The organism is Oceanobacillus halotolerans (assembly GCF_010993955.1).
Lineage (GTDB): Bacteria > Bacillota > Bacilli > Bacillales > Amphibacillaceae > Oceanibacillus_A > Oceanibacillus_A halotolerans.
Genome location: NZ_WIXL01000009.1, coordinates 71,172 through 88,118 on the forward strand (window position 1 = coordinate 71,172; position 16,947 = coordinate 88,118).

General features: G+C 37.9%; 12 protein-coding genes. 2 read left to right on the forward strand and 10 right to left on the reverse strand.

Going from position 1 to position 16,947, the window contains the following annotated elements; all coding sequences use genetic code 11:
* Positions 1 to 182: 182 nt before the first annotated feature.
* The 5 genes from GHC26_RS11280 to GHC26_RS11300 all read right to left on the reverse strand — a co-directional run bounded on the left by GHC26_RS11280 (position 183) and on the right by GHC26_RS11300 (position 7,848).
* Complete coding sequence (locus GHC26_RS11280) at positions 183 to 1,337, reverse strand: MFS transporter (RefSeq protein ID WP_163971382.1); 1,155 nt, start codon at positions 1,335 to 1,337, stop codon at positions 183 to 185.
* A 73-nt stretch (positions 1,338 to 1,410) separates the two neighbouring features.
* Positions 1,411 to 2,109 (reverse strand): respiratory nitrate reductase subunit gamma, encoded by a 699-nt coding sequence (gene narI / locus GHC26_RS11285; protein WP_163971383.1) that lies wholly within the window; start codon positions 2,107 to 2,109, stop codon positions 1,411 to 1,413.
* Between the two features lie 19 nt (positions 2,110 to 2,128).
* Positions 2,129 to 2,668 carry a nitrate reductase molybdenum cofactor assembly chaperone gene (gene narJ / locus GHC26_RS11290; RefSeq protein ID WP_163971384.1) on the reverse strand — a complete coding sequence of 180 codons (540 nt, stop codon included), beginning with the start codon at positions 2,666 to 2,668 and terminating at the stop codon, positions 2,129 to 2,131.
* A gap of 34 nt (positions 2,669 to 2,702) precedes the next feature.
* Positions 2,703 to 4,175: a nitrate reductase subunit beta gene (gene narH, locus GHC26_RS11295; protein ID WP_163971385.1), complete on the reverse strand. Its 1,473-nt coding sequence runs from the start codon at positions 4,173 to 4,175 to the stop codon at positions 2,703 to 2,705.
* Entirely contained in the window at positions 4,165 to 7,848 is a 3,684-nt protein-coding gene (locus GHC26_RS11300) for a nitrate reductase subunit alpha (protein ID WP_163971386.1), read from the reverse strand. The genes narH and GHC26_RS11300 overlap by 11 nt, the downstream gene beginning before the upstream one ends.
* Positions 7,849 to 8,093: 245 nt before the next feature.
* Between GHC26_RS11300 and GHC26_RS11305 the strand changes: the two genes are divergently transcribed.
* Positions 8,094 to 8,651, forward strand: a complete 558-nt coding sequence (locus tag GHC26_RS11305) for a beta-class carbonic anhydrase (protein WP_205599219.1) — start codon at positions 8,094 to 8,096, stop codon at positions 8,649 to 8,651.
* A 333-nt stretch (positions 8,652 to 8,984) separates the two neighbouring features.
* On the opposite strand, the gene GHC26_RS11310 is transcribed toward GHC26_RS11305, so the two are convergent.
* The 5 genes from GHC26_RS11310 to GHC26_RS11330 all read right to left on the reverse strand — a co-directional run bounded on the left by GHC26_RS11310 (position 8,985) and on the right by GHC26_RS11330 (position 15,322).
* Complete coding sequence (locus GHC26_RS11310; RefSeq protein WP_226376922.1) at positions 8,985 to 9,977, reverse strand: ABC transporter substrate-binding protein; 993 nt, start codon at positions 9,975 to 9,977, stop codon at positions 8,985 to 8,987.
* Between the two features lie 158 nt (positions 9,978 to 10,135).
* On the reverse strand, positions 10,136 to 11,344 hold the full coding sequence (locus tag GHC26_RS11315) for a quaternary amine ABC transporter ATP-binding protein (RefSeq protein WP_163971389.1): 1,209 nt from the start codon (positions 11,342 to 11,344) through the stop codon (positions 10,136 to 10,138).
* Positions 11,344 to 12,201, reverse strand: a complete 858-nt coding sequence (locus GHC26_RS11320) for an ABC transporter permease (protein WP_163971390.1) — start codon at positions 12,199 to 12,201, stop codon at positions 11,344 to 11,346. Before GHC26_RS11320 ends, GHC26_RS11315 begins: the two co-directional genes overlap by 1 nt.
* Positions 12,202 to 12,302: 101 nt before the next feature.
* Entirely contained in the window at positions 12,303 to 13,319 is a 1,017-nt protein-coding gene (locus GHC26_RS11325) for an ABC transporter substrate-binding protein (protein ID WP_163971391.1), read from the reverse strand.
* 932 nt (positions 13,320 to 14,251) lie between these two features.
* Entirely contained in the window at positions 14,252 to 15,322 is a 1,071-nt protein-coding gene (locus tag GHC26_RS11330) for an undecaprenyldiphospho-muramoylpentapeptide beta-N-acetylglucosaminyltransferase (RefSeq protein ID WP_163971392.1), read from the reverse strand.
* A 124-nt stretch (positions 15,323 to 15,446) separates the two neighbouring features.
* Here GHC26_RS11330 and GHC26_RS11335 point away from each other — a divergent pair, with 124 nt between their 5' ends.
* On the forward strand, positions 15,447 to 16,814 hold the full coding sequence (locus GHC26_RS11335) for an MATE family efflux transporter (protein ID WP_163971393.1): 1,368 nt from the start codon (positions 15,447 to 15,449) through the stop codon (positions 16,812 to 16,814).
* Positions 16,815 to 16,947: the final 133 nt, after the last annotated feature.

A 16,947-nucleotide genomic window follows, 5' to 3' on the forward strand; every position in this document is an offset into this window, starting at 1 on the left:
GTGATTATTCTTGCTAGGTTGGGGATCGCCATATATTTTGCTTTTTCATAGCCTTATTTCCTAATCCGATCACTGACATTCACTGGTTCAGGCATGAAAGACATGAACTGGAAAAAGGTAGAAATCTCCCACTAAAAAAGGAGAAGACTTGTTTTATCATCAATTCTTCTCCAATTCATATGTTATGTTACCATTTGCTTTCTTCTCATGTTTATCCATAGACAGACCAGACTGAATAATGCTAGTAAAATGAACCCAACCATAAAGGTTCCCGTTGTATCTTTTACAATACCAAGCAGGATCGGCGGAAAAAATCCACCCAAGCCACCTGCTGCACCAACAATTCCAGTTACAGCTCCTGTGTTAGATGGGGATACAAGTGGTACAAGTTTGAATACAACACCATTACCTAACCCTGCAAATGCTGCAATCACTAAGCAAAAGATCGTAAATAAAATAATGCTATTACTAAAGAATGCAAGAAACAGTGCACTGACGGCAATGACCATAAACACAATTGTAATTAAAAATTTTGGATTTAATTTATCAGCAATCATTCCACCTACAGGACGTATAAAGGTTGCTAACGTAATAAACCCTGCTGCACGTCTTCCCGCATCAACTGACGTTAAATCAAATAAATCAATTAATAAGGTAGGTAAATAAATACCCATCGCTACAAAAACGCCAAAGGTTAAAAAGTAAAATAGCGACAACATCCATGTTTGCTTGTACTTCAATGCCTCCATGGAATCTTTAAAGGTTTTATCCCCTGATTGTTCTCGGTCTTTCGTACCAAAATAGAAGATGATCGCCATAATGATAATGGCAACAGCTAAAATCCGAAAGGCCCATGCTACACTATAGGTAGCTACAATAGCAGGGATAATAAAACCTGCTACCGCTGTACCTACATTCCCAACCCCAGCAATTCCAAGTACTAATCCTTGTTTTTTAGCTGGGTACCAACCAGAAATATACGTAATAGCAATCGCAAAAGTAGAACCTGCAATCCCTAGGAAGAATGCAAAGAATAAAATCATTCCATAAGAATTAGCAAAGCTCGCTCCAATTAATGGTAATGCTACAAATAGCATCGTCAAGGTATACACTTTCCGACCACTATACTTATCAGATAATATACCCAATGGGATACGCATAATTGAACCTAAAATTACAGGAACCGCTACCAACACACTCGTTTGAGTTGCTGTTAATCCATATAGCTCTTCCATTTCCTGAGCCATTGGAGAAAGAATTCCCCAAACTGTAAATGCAACAACCATCGCAACTGTTGAAAGAACTAATGCTGATGTTTGTCCTTTTCGTTGCTCCATTTCCTAACCCTCCTAATAATTTACACTTACCAATCTATTCCACCGCTTTTGCTTTAGGTAACGTGTTTTTATGTTAAGAAATTCTCCTATTATTATTATCCAATTTCCGATAAATTACGTAATTCCTTCTCATATAACGCAGTGGTAAACTAAATACATGTACAAGTCGTGTAAAAGGCCATACAACCGCAATCCCGTAAAATGCTACAATATGCACTTTAAACCATACTGGAACAGTTGCCATTAATTCTGGTTGTACGTTAAATATAAATAATCCACGTAACCATGGTGCAATCGTCGTACGATAATCGAAACCATGTGCATCAATATTCATAAAGGTTGCTGACAATCCTGATAAAATGACAATCCCTAGAAAAAACAGTACGGCCCAGTCTCCTTTAGAAGAGGTTACACGAATTCGTTTAATCGAAAACCTTCGATAATATAATAGGACTAAACCAACAAAAGCTGCTATACCAGCTGGAATCCCAAAAATAAGTGCCATATTATGGTACATGTGTTCCGATATCCCCATTGCATTATAGACGCCGACTGGGATAATCAATCCCATAAAGTGGCCAGCTAATACGAACAGAACCCCCCAATGAAACAATTGAGAACCAATTTTAATACTTTTTTTATCCAAAAATTCACTTGATTTTGTACTCCAACCAAATTGATCTTTTTGATATCGGTATATATGCCCGCCAATAAATATCGTCAGGACAATATACGGAAAGATCCCCCACAACAATAGATCTAACGTATTCATTGTGTGCTTTCACTCCTTATTAGGCAGATTCTCGTACCAATCCACTGGCTCCCATCACCTGTAATAACGCATCTAATATGTGCCTATAATCACTTTGTGCCTCTGTTAATTTTATCCGAATTTCTTCAATGTTGGCATGATACATCCCGAGTAATTCTTTTCCCGTTTCCAATGAAACATGACCACAAAATTCAAGCATTAACGGAAGATAGTCTGGTAACTCTTTATCTGTCACATCAAACCCAGCCGATTCATAAAATTTCTTTAATTTCAACAGTTCTAAGCCACGTTCACGTTGTTCTCCTAACTTTAAGTATGTCACATATAAGTTTGTGATTTTTCCAAAGTCAAAGTACTCAATGTAATGTTCAACCCATGCTTCATCTGAAATACTTTCGAGATAATCCACAAACGACTTTACGGATGATTGAACAGAAGGATTATCTAATTCGTTCATCGTGTCTTTTACATCTGGTAATGCATCGCGCACACTTTGATTAGGATACTGCATTAAAAAAGATAGAATCTGATAACTTGTTTTTATTGCCTGTTCGTTCATTGCATACATCCTTTCTGGTCACGGATGTGTGGTGTTACATCATAACACCACAGCTACCAGGACCTCCTTCAAAATCTAACCCACAAGCACCTTGTTCCATATAAGCATCTGTTGCTGTTTCTTTATGACTATGCGGGATTACAAAACGATCTTCGTATTTCGCAATCGCTAGAATTCTAAACATTGTTTCGATCGCATCTTCTGTTAAGCCAAGTTCATGAATAATGGTTGTGTCAAAATCTTTTCCAGTTTGTTTTGCACGCATGTAGTTACGCATAACTGCCATTTTCTTTAAGACAGTTCGGATATGGCTCTTATCTCCAGCTGTTAATAAGTTGGCTAAATATTCAATCGGAATACGAATCTGATCAATGGCAGGGAAAATGTCGTCTGTATCAGCAACACTACCTTTTCCTTCAATCATGTTCATCACAGGGCTTAATGGTGGAATATACCAAACCATTGGCATTGTGCGATACTCTGGATGTAATGGCAATGCAATTTCCCAATCGATAATCATTTTATAAATTGGAGACTTTTGCGCTGCTTCAATCCAATCTGCTGGAATTCCTTGTTTTTTCGCTCCTTCGATAATTTCTGGATCATGTGGATCTAAGAAAATACCTAATTGAGCACGATATAAATCTTTTTCATCTGGCACGGATGCTGCTTCTTTTACACGATCTGCATCATAAAGCATAACCCCAATGTAACGAATACGACCTACACAAGTTTCTGAACAAATGGTTGGTTGCCCATTCTCAATTCGCGGATAACATAAGGTACATTTTTCTGCTTTATTGGTTTTCCAGTTGAAATAAACTTTTTTGTACGGACAAGATGTCACACAATGACGCCAGCCACGACATGCATTTTGATCTACTAAAACAATCCCATCTTCATCCCGTTTATACATCGCACCTGACGGACACGATGATACACACGATGGGTTAATACAATGCTCACATATACGTGGTAGATACATCATGAACACTTCTTCAAATTCTGTCTTTATGGATTCCTCCATTTGTACAACATTTGGATCTCGTAAACCAGTAACGTGTGCACCTGCTAAGTCATCCTCCCAGTTTGGACCCCATTCAATGTCCATGAATTCATCTGTTATCGCTGATTTTGCACGTGCGACAGGTTGATGTTTTTTCTCTGGACTATTGGTTAAATTTTCATAATCATAATTCCATGGCTCATAATAATCTTCCAAAGTTGGTTGGTATGGATTATAAAATAGGTTTAATAAGCGATTCGCTTTACTTCCGGATTTCAGTTTTAATTCGCCATTTTCTACTTCCCAACCACCACGGTATTTTGCTTGGTTCTCCCATTCTTTTGGGTACCCGATACCTGGTTTAGTTTCGACATTATTGAAATACATGTATTCTGCACCAGGGCGATTTGTCCAAGTGTTTTTACAGGTCACACTACACGTATGACAACCAATACATTTATCTAAGTTCATTACCATGCCGACTTGTGCTTTAATTTTCAAGCCAATCAACCTCCTCTAGTTTCCGTATCACAACGTTTAAGTCACGCTGATTACCAGTAGGTCCATAATAGTTAAATCCATAACTTAATTGTGCATATCCACCAATCATATGTGTTGGTTTCACATGAATTCTTGTTGGACTATTATGGGTCCCACCACGATTTTGTGTTAGTTTTGTTCCTGGCACATGGATATGTCGATCCTGTGCATGGTGCATAAAGGCCATTGAACGTGGTATACGGTGTGATACGACAGCACGTGCTACCACGACACCATTTCGGTTGAAACATTCAATCCATTCATTATCCTCAACATCAATTTCTGCTGCATCATCTTTATTCAACCAAATGGTTGGACCACCTCTAAATAATGTCAGCATTGGTTGAGCATCAAAGTACATGCTGTGTATCGACCACTTGTTATGTGGTGTTAGGTAGTTCAAGACGATTTCTTTTCCTTCTACTTTTGGCCTGTCTGCACGAAATGGAGTATGGTCTAAGATCGGCTTGAATACAGCCATAGACTCGCCAAACTCTTGCATCATTTCGTGGTCTAAGTAATAGGATTGTCTTCCAGTTATGGTTCTAAATGGAATCATTCGTTCTATATTTGTCGTAAATGGCGAATATCTTCTTCCACCTTTTTCCGAACCACTAAATGCTGGTGATGTAATAACCGTTTTCGGTTGTGCTGTAATTTGATCAAACGTAAAGCATTCTTCTTCCCGTTCGGATGCGAGATCTGTCAGCTCTAGGTTCGTTTTCTCTTCCAGTGCTTTCCATGCTTTCACCGCAACTTTTCCATTCGTTGTAGATGACAGCATCAGGATCGCTTCACACGCATCACGCGCACTGCTGATATCTGGATATCCATCTGCAATACTTCCGTTTTTCACCGTTCCAATCGTTTGTTTTACTTTTTCATATTCGTTTTTCATTTCCCAATTAATGCCTTTTCCACCATATGGCTTAGATCCAACGTTTGGTCCTAAAGCAGTCATTTTTGCATATACATTCTTATAGTTGTGTTCGATCACATGAATTTGTGGCATCGTTTTACCTGGTATAGGATCACATTCCCCTTTGGACCAATCTTTAATTTCGCCAAATGGTTGAGCCATTTCAGCAGGTGTATCATGCAATAATGGCGTTGCAACTACTTCTTTAACAGGCTCCATATCAATTTCTTCTGCTAAGTTGGTTACACCCTTGGCCAGCTCTTTGAAAATATCCCAGTCTGATTTCGATTCCCAAGGTGATGCGATAGCTGGGTTAAATGGATGTACGAATGGGTGCATATCGGTACTAGATAAATCGTGTTTTTCATACCATGTTGCTGCAGGCAAAATCACGTCAGAATAAAGTGCTGTTCCTGCCATACGGAAGTCTAGGTTAATTAATAAATCTAGTTTTCCTTCTGGTGCTTCTTCACGCCATGTAATCTCCTCTGCACGCAAGCTATCCTCATCGGTATTTAATAACCCGTGGGTTGTGCCAAGTAAGTGTTTCAAGAAATATTCATGACCTTTCCCAGAACTAGAGATTAAATTCGCACGCCAAACAAATAAGTTACGTGGAAAGTTCTCCGGTGCATCTGGGTCTTCTATCGCAAATTTCAGTTCTTTTTCTTTCAACTGACTAGCAACATATTTCCCAATCTCTTCTGTTGATTCATGTCCTAGTGCTACAGCCTCTTTATAAATATCCAATCCATTTTTATTAAACGTTGGATAAGATGGTAGCCATCCTAGTCTTGCTGCTAGTACATTATAGTCGCCATAGTGATCGTAGCGTGCTTTATCTACTGTAGCTGCCGTTAAATTACTAATTGGTATTTCTTCATAACGCCATTGGTCGGTTGCAAAATAGAAGAAAGATGTTCCGTTTTGTAATTTCATTGGTCCTTGCCAGTCTTTTGCTGTTGCGATCGTATTCCATCCTTCTGCAGGACGAAGCTTTTCTTGACCAACATAATGTGCCCATCCTCCGCCGTTTACACCTTGTGCACCGACTAGTAAGACGAGATTTACAACAGCTCGGTAAATGGTATCTGAGTTGTACCAATGGTTAATCCCTGCTCCGACAATGATCATCGAACGGCCATCTGTATCTATCGCATTTTGGGCAAACTCACGGGCAATTTTAATAACAAGATTACGATCTACACCCGAAATCTTTTCTTGCCATGCCGGTGTAAATGGTGTGTCATCATCATAAGATTTTGCAGCTTCTCCACCAAGGCCCCGATCGATACCATAGTTGGCAAGCATTAAGTCATAAACCGTAGCGACATATGTTTTTTCTCCATTGATCTCAACTGCTTTCACTGGAACCGCACGATGAATAACGCTGCGTGTCTCTGAATCAAAATACGGCATATTAACGGTTGCCACTTCATCTTCTTCACCTAAAAAGCTTAATGTTGGTTCAATTGCTTCTTCTGTATTTTCATCAACTAAATGTAAATTCCATTTGCCTTTATCATCCCATCGTGAACCCATTGTGCCTTGCGGGATAGCAAACTCTTTTGTTGTTTTATTAAACATAGCAGGTTTCCATTCACTATTTTCCGAATCAATTCCAAGGTCTTTCGCATGTAAAAACCGATCGGCAATATAATGGTCTTCTCCTTTTTTCATCCGAACAACAAATGGAAAGTCAGTATATTGTTTCGCATAGGATTCGAAATATGGTTGTATGTCTTGATGATAAAATTCATTTAAAATGACATGTCCCATCGCCATTGCAACTGCACCATCTGTTCCTTGTTTGACACTCATCCAATCATCAGCAAATTTTGTTGACTCTGCATAATCAGGACTGACAGATACGACTTTCGTTCCTTTATAGCGAGCTTCTACTAAGAAATGAGCATCTGGTGTTCGGGTTAATGGTACATTGGATCCCCATGTCATAATGTAACCTGCATTAAACCAGTCAGAGCTTTCTGGAACATCTGTTTGATCTCCCCAAATTTGTGGGGAAGCTGGTGGTAAATCCGCATACCAATCATAAAAGCTTAACATTGGTCCACCCATTAAGGACATGAAGCGACTTCCTGCTGCATGACTAATCATAGACATTGCTGGAATTGGTGAAAATCCAACATTACGATCTGGTCCATATTTTTTAATCGTATACAATGTGGATGCAGCGACTAATTTTGTTACTTCATCCCAATCTGCTCGAATTAATCCACCTTTTCCACGAGCTTGTTTATAAAGGTTTGCTTTATCTGAATCTTCTACAATACTTGCCCAAGCATCTAAAGCATTATCATGGGTTGTTAAGGCCTCTTTCCATAGTTTTAATAATTTTTTTCGAATATATGGATATTTCACGCGTAATGGACTATAAATATACCAAGAAAAACTAGCACCTCGCGGACATCCTCTTGGCTCAAATTCTGGCATATCAGGACCAGTAGTTGGGTAATCTAATTGTTGACCTTCCCAAGTCACGATGCCATCTTTTACATAAATGTTCCAACTGCAAGAACCAGTACAGTTGACGCCATGAGTAGAGCGAATGACTTTATCATGCTGCCACCTTCTTCTGTACACATTTTCCCATTCCCGATTTCCAACATGTTGTTGACTGTGGTTATCGGAATACGTTTCTTTCGGTTTCACATACGTTAATCGTTTCCATAACGGGGAGTGTTTCTTTTTCATTGGGATTCCCTCCATTTGTTTTCTTTGCTCTATCCTCATTAAACCAATGTAGGAATCCATTTAACTGTGAAAAACGTCACATTTAAAGCATGAGTCATTCTTTAGTCAAGAACAGATAGCAAAATGTGATAATTATCACTACTAAATTGACAAAAAAACGAAAATGCTTGTTTTTTACTATACGACTGGATTGATTAACTGCTATATTTTGAGTGTGAACTAGAAAAAAACATAAAGGAGAGAGAATCATGAGTTTAGAAAAAATGCTAGCTTATAACGAACAATTTGTAGCTGAAAAAAAGTATGAGGAATTTGTAACAGACAGTATTCCGAATAAACGAATGGTTATTTTCACCTGTATGGACTCTCGATTGGTACAACTACTACCAAATGCAATTAACTTAAAACCCGGTGATGTGAAAATGGTCAAAAACGCGGGTGCTATTATTCGAAAGCCATTCGATAGTATTATGAAAAGCATTCTTGTTGCGATTTATGAACTTCAAGCAGAAGAAGTTGTTGTTATTGGCCATCATGATTGTGGAATGTCCCATGTTGACCCTGGAGCTTTAACGGCTAAGATGAATGAGCGGGGGATCTCAAAGGAAACAATTGAAACCCTAACAAACGCTGGTATTAATTTATATGATGAATTCCATGGCTTTGAAACAGTGGAGGAATCTGTTGAGCAAAGTGTTGGTATCATACGAAACCATCCACTATTACCAAAAGAGGTAAATGTTCATGGGTTAGTTATTGATCCCAAAACTGGGAAGCTTGATGTTGTCACAAAAGATTCATAAAGTAAACCACCAATCAGTGAGCAGTCCTCTTACCTTTTGTTTTCCTAAGTCACATTTTCTATATTATGCGTCGTAAATGTTTAGCATGGCTTCCTCACATTCTTTATAGATGTGTGCTAAGTCACCGCTGCTGGAAAATACTCGCTTTCATTCATTACGTTTAATACTAGAAAAGCATTAGAAAAGACCTCCATATTAAAAGGCTCTTTTCTCAGCCTTAGTTATTGTCCTTATTAGCAACAATAAAAAGAGCTTATTAAAAAGAGGAAAGGCAAGTAATGTTTAACTTGTCTTTCCTCTTTTTTAATCATTACCTAGTACTAATTGCTAATTTTAGTGTAATGAATTTTTCACTTTTTCTACTACATCTTCAGGAACCCATTCGGTCCAGACATCTTCATTTTCGTTAAGCCACCAAACAGCAGTTTCTTCAGCTGAGGCTTCATTATTAATCATGTAAGCAACACCATCTTCTGTCAGTTCTGGTGTTGTTTTATATTCACTTAAAAAATCATTGATTTCTGGATGTTCTTCAGGAAAACCACTGTTTGTAATAATCAATACCTGTTGCGGCGGCCGTGCTGTTTTCATCGTTTCTTCATAAATTTCTTCATCATATGGATCTTCTTCCAACAATGTCAAATCAAATTTAGCTGTTGTTGCTGTTGGTGACCATGCATAACCTAACCATGGTTCCCCTTCTTCATATGCTGCCTCGAGAGATGCATTCATTGCAGCCTGAGAACCTGAACCGAAGTTATTATAATTTTCTCCTAAATTGTAAGCCTCGAACTTCTCATCCATTACCTTTGACACTGCCCAACTGCTTGGACCGTTATAAAACCTACCTTTTTCCGGATCATCAGGGTCTATGAATAATTCATAGTAATCGTTCAACTGATCTACTCTTCTTAAATCAGGTGCAATAGGATCAATTCCCCGTTCTGCATCCCCTTCTATTACATAAGTAGGTACATAAAAACCACTTTCTTCAGCCTCAAAGTTTAATCCTACTGTTTCGATTTCACCAGCTTCCGTACCTTCTTCATACATTTCCTTCATTGTATCTGTCCACAGTTCCATAAAAATATTAATTTCATCCTGACGAATTCCCTGTATTAATGCTGCAGTAGACCCAGTAATAATCTCCACATCGTAATCATAGCCATCTTCCAGGATTATCTTTGCAATATTATTATGAAAAATAATACTATCCCATTCACCACCAGCAAGTATAACCTTATCTTGCTCTCCTTCTTCATTAGTATTTCCACACGCTGAAAGCACGATTAACATCGTAAGCATTACAATAACATATTTTTTCATCATTTCCCTCCTTAGTTTTGAAGCTTCACCTTCAACTATCGGCTACAGATAACTTCATTGAACAGGACTCGTACTTTATAACGGACATACATACCAGTCCAAGCGCACTAATGTAAAAGTAGCTAACCAATATAGTTAGCTACTTATATTTCTATGATTTATGCATGATATTCATCACTTTCGTTAACATCATTTGCTGCTAGACCCGCTAATACGTGTACTCGCAATATGAATCCAATGACTTTTTCTTCCTCATTGATAACGGCTAAAGGATATTTGGATTCTAATGCTTTTGGTATTAGATCATTCACATATTCATCCTTTTGAACCACTGTAACATCTGTACTTAATACATCTTCTAAGCTTTTCTTTTCTTTTTTCCCTTTAATAGCATCATCAATCGTAACAATTCCTTGTAAATGTCGTTGGCGATCAACGACAAACACACTAGATATACCATTTTCTTCCATTTCCTTTATTGCTACGTTTAGTCCATCTTTTAAGGAAACCAGTGCATTTGGTTTAATCATGACATTCTCAGCTTGAAATACTTTGGAACGGTCAATATCTTTAATAAACTCAGAAATATAATCATTTGCAGGACTTTCAATAATTTCTTCAGGCGTACCAACCTGTACAACCTGACCATCCTTCATTACTGCAACACGATCACCAATTTTGAATGCTTCGTTTACATCGTGCGTAATAAAGACAATTGTTTTTTGTAAACGTTCTTGGATGTCTAATAGTTCTAACTGCATCTCACGACGGATTAATGGATCTAATGCACTAAATGGCTCATCCATCAATAAAATATCCGGATCATTCGCAAGTGCACGCGCAAGTCCTACACGTTGCTGCATTCCCCCAGATAACTCATCAGGGTACTTATCTTCATAGCCTTTTAACCCGACTATTTCAATATTTTTCATTGCAATTTCACGACGTTCTTCTTTTGGCACATTACGTATTTCTAAACCATATTCAACATTAGAAAGGATGGTTCGATGACTAAACAAGCCAAAGTGCTGAAATACCATTGCGATCTTTTCTTGTCTCACCTTTTTAAGCTGGGAACTGTTATATTTAACTATATCCTCATCATCGATATAAATAGATCCATCCGTTGGTTTGTTTAATAAGTTAAAGCAACGAATAAGGGTTGATTTTCCACTTCCTGACAACCCCATAATTACGAAAACTTCACCTTGTTTAATGTCAAGTGAGGCGTCATAAACTCCAACCGTATGATCGGTTTCAGCTAGTATTTCATCCTTTGACATTCCTTGCTTAATCATCGGGATAACGGACTTTGGTTTAGGACCAAAAATTTTCGATACATGTTCTAACTTAATCTTCGTTGTCATTAACTAACCCCCCTATGTTTTTGGAATTTATTAGCGACACCATTTGTAATTCGGTCAATAATCACAGCTAAAAAGACAATACTGATACCTGCTTCAAACCCTAATGCGATATCAATCCGGTTAATGGAGACGAGTACTTGTTCCCCTAAACCAGAAGCACCAACCATCGAAGCAATAACAACCATTGCTAACGCCATCATCGTTGTTTGGTTAACACCGGCCATTATGGTTGGTAAAGCTTGTGGTAGCTGTATTTTACGAAGCATTTGCCATCTTGAAGAGCCAAATGACTGTGCCGACTCAATTACTTCTTGGTCTACTTCACGTATTGCAAGTTCTGTTAAACGAATAACAGGGGGTAATGCATAAATTAAGGTAGCAAAAATAGCGGATACGTTACCCAAACCAAAGAAGAAAATGGCAGGAATTAAATACACGAAACTCGGCATTGTTTGCATCGCATCTAGTATAGGTCGTGTCACAAGGGAGAACCTGCTACTAAATGCCATCCAAACACCTATTGGAATACCAATTATTAAACAGATGATAACAGCTGTTAATATAATTGCTATTGTTGTCATCATATCTTCCCATAAACCAAATGTACCAATTAAGAAAATGAAAACACTATAAAGAACTCCTGCAACAACTGTTTTAAAATACCATCCTAATAAAAAGATAAGGACGATAAATAGCCACCATGGCAAAAACATTAAAAAGTCATCGATTCCATTAATTGTTCTAGATGCTACAAGATAAATAAAGTCAAAAAACCCTTCAAAAGTTGTATCTATAAAAGATACAAATGAATCGACATAATCACCAATACTTGTACTTATATCTGGAAATGCGCCCATAGGTAGACTGCTTAATTGCAGTCTTCTCACCTCTCTTATAATTATTATATTTTATTCTTGATGAAAAGCAGCCAACCAAACGGCCAGCTGCTTTAATTCAATTACATAGCTTCTTTTACCTTTTCCGCTATTTCTTCTGGTACCCAGCTAGTCCAAAGATCTTCATGCTCGTTCATCCACCATATAGCCGCTTCTTCTGCGGAGGCCTCATTTTCATCCATATAGCTAAGTGCTTCTTCTGTTAAATCATTACTAGTTTCATAGTTACTTAAAAAGTCTACTACTTCTGGTGCTTGGTCTGGGAGGTCTTTGTAAACCGTTACGACAACATCATTTGGAGGGAATTCTGTACCTTTTGTTTCTTCCCAAACTTCTTGATCGTACTCTGGTTCTTCTAATAGTGTTAAATCAAATTTTGCCGTAACAGCAGTTGGGGACCAATAATAACCAACCCATGGTTCACCTGCTTCATATGCATCTGTTAAATCTGCCACGATTGCAGCATCAGATCCTGGCGCAAAGTTGTTCATTGTCTCTTCTAATCCATATAAATCAAATTTAGCATCAATATGTTCTTGTACTGCCCAACCACTTGGTGCGTTAATCACACGGCCACGGCCAGGGTCTTCTGGATCTTCAAAAACCTCAGGGTAATTTTTTAAGTCTTCAACAGTGCGTAAGTCAGGTGCAGCTGGTTCAATACCACGTTCTTCATCACCTTCAATCACATATGTTGGTACATATAAACCTTGTACATTATCATCAAAGTTTACGGAAACATTTTCAAAATCACCAGCATCAATTGCCTCTTCATACACTTCTTTTACATTATCTGTCCAAACTTCCATATAAACATCAATGTCACCTTCTCGATGACCTTGAATGGTTGCAGCAGTTGAACCCGCTGTAACATCAGTGTCGTAACCATAGCCATCTTCAATAATCTTTTGTGCAATACTATTATGTACACGGATACTATCCCAACCAGCATCGGCTAATACGATGGTATCAATATCTCCTCCACCTGATTCGTCTGATTCAGATCCTTCATCACCGCCGCCACATGCAGCTAAAACTACTAAAATAGTAGCAGAAAATAATAATATCAATTTTTTCATAGATAAATACTCCTTTTTTAGTTTTTTATACAAAACCCAATAAAAATTGGATTATGTAAAACGATAGGTTAATAAAATGGAAATTAATTAAATAAATAAAGGCAGATGCGAACAGTTAGCAGAGGGCAAAATTTCATCAACGGGGCAAATGATGAAATTTTCACTTTTACAAGTGCTTTCCTACAACAACACTATTTAAGTTTAGCGAAAGTCCTATATTTGTTCAAATTTACTAATCTATCGAAATTCTTTATAATTTGTCATTTTCCGATAATAAACAAGTATAACATGCAATATCATCCATATCGCTCGTATTACTCGATATTACGCGATATTCGCAAGTTTACCACATCAAATAATCAGATCTATTAGAAAAACTCGCATTCGCTCGTCCTTTAGGGAATGTGTTCGTTTTTCTTATACTTGGGACATTAAAATTTTAGCAACGTCGAGTCTTCTTCTTAGCTAAAATTTTATACTTTCCTAACGTGGAACAAAAGCTAGAAGTGCCTTGATCACCCCCGATTAGAAAACTTGGCTTGTCGCCAAGTGGCGAAAGCCTTAGTTGCACTTATGCAGTAAGAAGGTTTTCTTATCTGCCAAGCATAAGCCAAGCCTTGACGTGGGGCTTTTTGCGCGTAATGAGGATTGACTTATGACCTCGAGGGGGTAGGCGCTGGCCGATGAAAACTCGTGCGTCCTTATGTCTATCGGCACTATGACGTCAATCGCTCGAAGCTGGACTTGGCTGTTCCTGTATATGAACAAAATAAAGCCAACTTTTCTTACTTTCTTATCTTTTCAGAAAACCCGGCTATCGCCAAGCCTTCTCGGTGATAGCCTTTGTTACACTTATGCAGAAAGAAAGTTTATATATTTTCCTATCTGTAAAAAAAACTCCTGTCGTGTTTCCGAAAGGAGTTTTTTTCCAATTATTTTCTTATTTCCATGATAATATCAATAACACGTTCTTTTGCCTTTTCACTTTGATACTTTTTCATCTTATCTTGCATTACTGGTCCTTGTTTCTTCAATTGCTCGATCTCCTGAATAAGTGTCTCTTCAGTTAAGTTTTTTTCTTGCAGGACACGTGCATATTTATTTTCCTCGAATGAAGCAGCATTTATAATTTGGTCCCCACGGCTAGCTTCCTTTGATAATGGAATCAGTAACATCGGAATTTGTAATGCAAGAAATTCAAAAATTGCGTTGGCCCCAGCACGTGAGAGAACATAGTCTGTTGCTGCAAAAAGGTCCTTCAACTCTTCATTTACATATTCGAATTGCGTATACCCTTGTCGCTCTGTAGTTGGATCCGTTTTTCCCTGTCCACAAATATGAATGACTTGAAATTGTTCTAATAGCACATCCAAGCTATTTCGCAGAGTTTCATTAATTTTTTGCGATCCTGCACTTCCACCCATTATAAGTAATACAGGTTTTGCTTTTGTGAACCCACACATCGCTAACCCTTGTTCTTTATCGCCTTGGAACAATTCTTCTCGGATTACTGCACCAACATACTCTGCCTTTTTTTCTGGTAGATAGTTCATTGTTTCTGGGAAGGTTGCAAGTACTTTTCTGGAGAATGGAATAGCTAATTTGTTAGCAAGTCCTGGTGTATAATCTGATTCATGAATAATTGCTGGTACACCACGCATTTTTGCCGCAAGTACCACAGGAACAGATACAAATCCACCTTTAGAAAAAATAACAGAAGGTTTTCGTTTTCCAATAATACGACCTGCCTGCAAGGTCCCTTTCATTACCTTAAATGGATCCTTTAAATTTTCCTTTGACATATAACGACGAAGCTTTCCAGTTGATATTGGATAATACGTAACCCCTTCTACTTGTTCAATCAATGTACGTTCAATACCATCCTTGGAGCCAATATAGTCAATTTCCCAACCTTCTCGCTGAAAATACGGAATCAATGCCAAGTTGACAATAACATGGCCTGCTGTGCCTCCACCTGTAAATAAAATATGTTTATCCCTCATTGTGTGAACTTCCTTTCTTTCACATTCCTATCATTAGCGGTATAATATGCTTTATGATTTCATTATTATTTTAATTGAACACCTATTTATCCTAATAGAAAACTACACAAAAAGGAAGGGTATTATGTATGAAACAACAACTTTAAAAGAAAAATTAAAATTATTTGGATTTATACTTGTACCTATCCTTATTACCCAAGTCAGTATGTATTTAACAAACTTCTTTGATACTGTTATGTCTGGACGTGCTGGTGCTAGTGATTTAGCAGGTGTTGCGATCGGATCTAGCCTTTGGGTTCCCATCTTTACAGGGATCAATGGCGTATTATTAGCAATCACCCCTATTATAGCGCAGTTAACGGGGGCAAAATCAAATAATGACGTACCAAGAAAAGTCCAACAAGGAGTCTACCTTGCTATTGCACTTGCCATTACGGTGGTTCTAATTGGAGCAGTAGTTCTTAATCCCATTTTACAAGCAATGGACTTAGCAGCAGATGTTCGACATACAGCAAAGTTTTATTTAATTGCGTTAAGCACTGGAATTATCCCATTGTTTATATTTAATACATTACGAAGCTTTATCGACGCACTAGGGCAAACTAGAATATCAATGACAATAATGCTTATCTCATTACCCCTAAACTTTTTATTTAATTATATGTTTATTTTTGGAAAACTTGGGGTGCCTGCATTTGGTGGTGTTGGTGCTGGAATTGCCACAGCGTTAACCTATTGGTTGGTTTGTATTATCGCGTTTGGAATTGTTTATAAGATTAGACCATTTCGTGGCTATGGCATCTTTTCCCAATGGGTTCTTCCATCTATTAAAGAGTGGTGGGAGCAACTTAAGATAGGGATTCCAATGGGTTTTGCGATTTTCTTTGAAACAAGTATTTTTGCAGCAGTCACATTACTAATGAGTGGATATAGCACCTATACGATTGCTGCACACCAAGCAGCAATCAACTTTGCTACTCTATTGTATATGATTCCATTAAGTGTTGGGATGGCTTTAACGATTGCTATTGGCTTTGAGGTTGGTGCTAGACGTTTTGATCATGCACGAACCTATGGCTTTATCGGCATTAGCGGTGGTCTTCTTATTGCACTATTTGCTGGTGCTGTCCTTTATATTTTCAATGATACTGCAGCAGCACTGTACAACGATGAGCCCGAAGTAATAGAGCTAACCAAACAATTTATTTATTACGCTATTTTCTTCCAATTAGCAGATGCATTTGGTGCACCAATTCAAGGTGCATTGCGTGGGTATAAAGATGTCAATATGACGTTCATTGTCGCGTTTACCTCTTATTGGATTATCGGCCTTCCAACTGGATGGGTCCTAGCAAATTACACAGCACTAGAACCATTTGGCTATTGGGTAGGTATCATTACTGGGTTAAGCTCAGGTGCTATTTTCTTGTTATGGCGCCTCCTTTATTTACAAAAGAAATATATGGCGCGTTTACCACGTGTATCGAAGTAAGGTTTAATTTGATGGGAATAGTATAAAAAATAAAATAGTGAATTTGCCTGTGACCACCTTAGCTAGAAAATCACAAAATGGGAACTGAGGACACTTCTCTGTTACCTCATCAGCACAAAAAATACAAAACGGG

What these genes read in the sequence shown, in the direction of transcription:
- GHC26_RS11320 (WP_163971390.1), bottom strand. Translation starts at nt 12,201, where the DNA reads ATGGGCGCATTTCCAGATATAAGTACAAGTATTGGTGATTATGTCGAT.
- GHC26_RS11335 (WP_163971393.1), top strand. Translation starts at nt 15,447, where the DNA reads ATGTATGAAACAACAACTTTAAAAGAAAAATTAAAATTATTTGGATTT.
- GHC26_RS11315 (WP_163971389.1), bottom strand. Translation starts at nt 11,344, where the DNA reads ATGACAACGAAGATTAAGTTAGAACATGTATCGAAAATTTTTGGTCCT.
- GHC26_RS11280 (WP_163971382.1), bottom strand. Translation starts at nt 1,337, where the DNA reads ATGGAGCAACGAAAAGGACAAACATCAGCATTAGTTCTTTCAACAGTT.
- GHC26_RS11325 (WP_163971391.1), bottom strand. Translation starts at nt 13,319, where the DNA reads ATGAAAAAATTGATATTATTATTTTCTGCTACTATTTTAGTAGTTTTA.
- GHC26_RS11310 (WP_226376922.1), bottom strand. Translation starts at nt 9,977, where the DNA reads ATGAAAAAATATGTTATTGTAATGCTTACGATGTTAATCGTGCTTTCA.
- narJ (WP_163971384.1), bottom strand. Translation starts at nt 2,668, where the DNA reads ATGAACGAACAGGCAATAAAAACAAGTTATCAGATTCTATCTTTTTTA.
- narI (WP_163971383.1), bottom strand. Translation starts at nt 2,109, where the DNA reads ATGAATACGTTAGATCTATTGTTGTGGGGGATCTTTCCGTATATTGTC.
- GHC26_RS11330 (WP_163971392.1), bottom strand. Translation starts at nt 15,322, where the DNA reads ATGAGGGATAAACATATTTTATTTACAGGTGGAGGCACAGCAGGCCAT.
- GHC26_RS11300 (WP_163971386.1), bottom strand. Translation starts at nt 7,848, where the DNA reads ATGAAAAAGAAACACTCCCCGTTATGGAAACGATTAACGTATGTGAAA.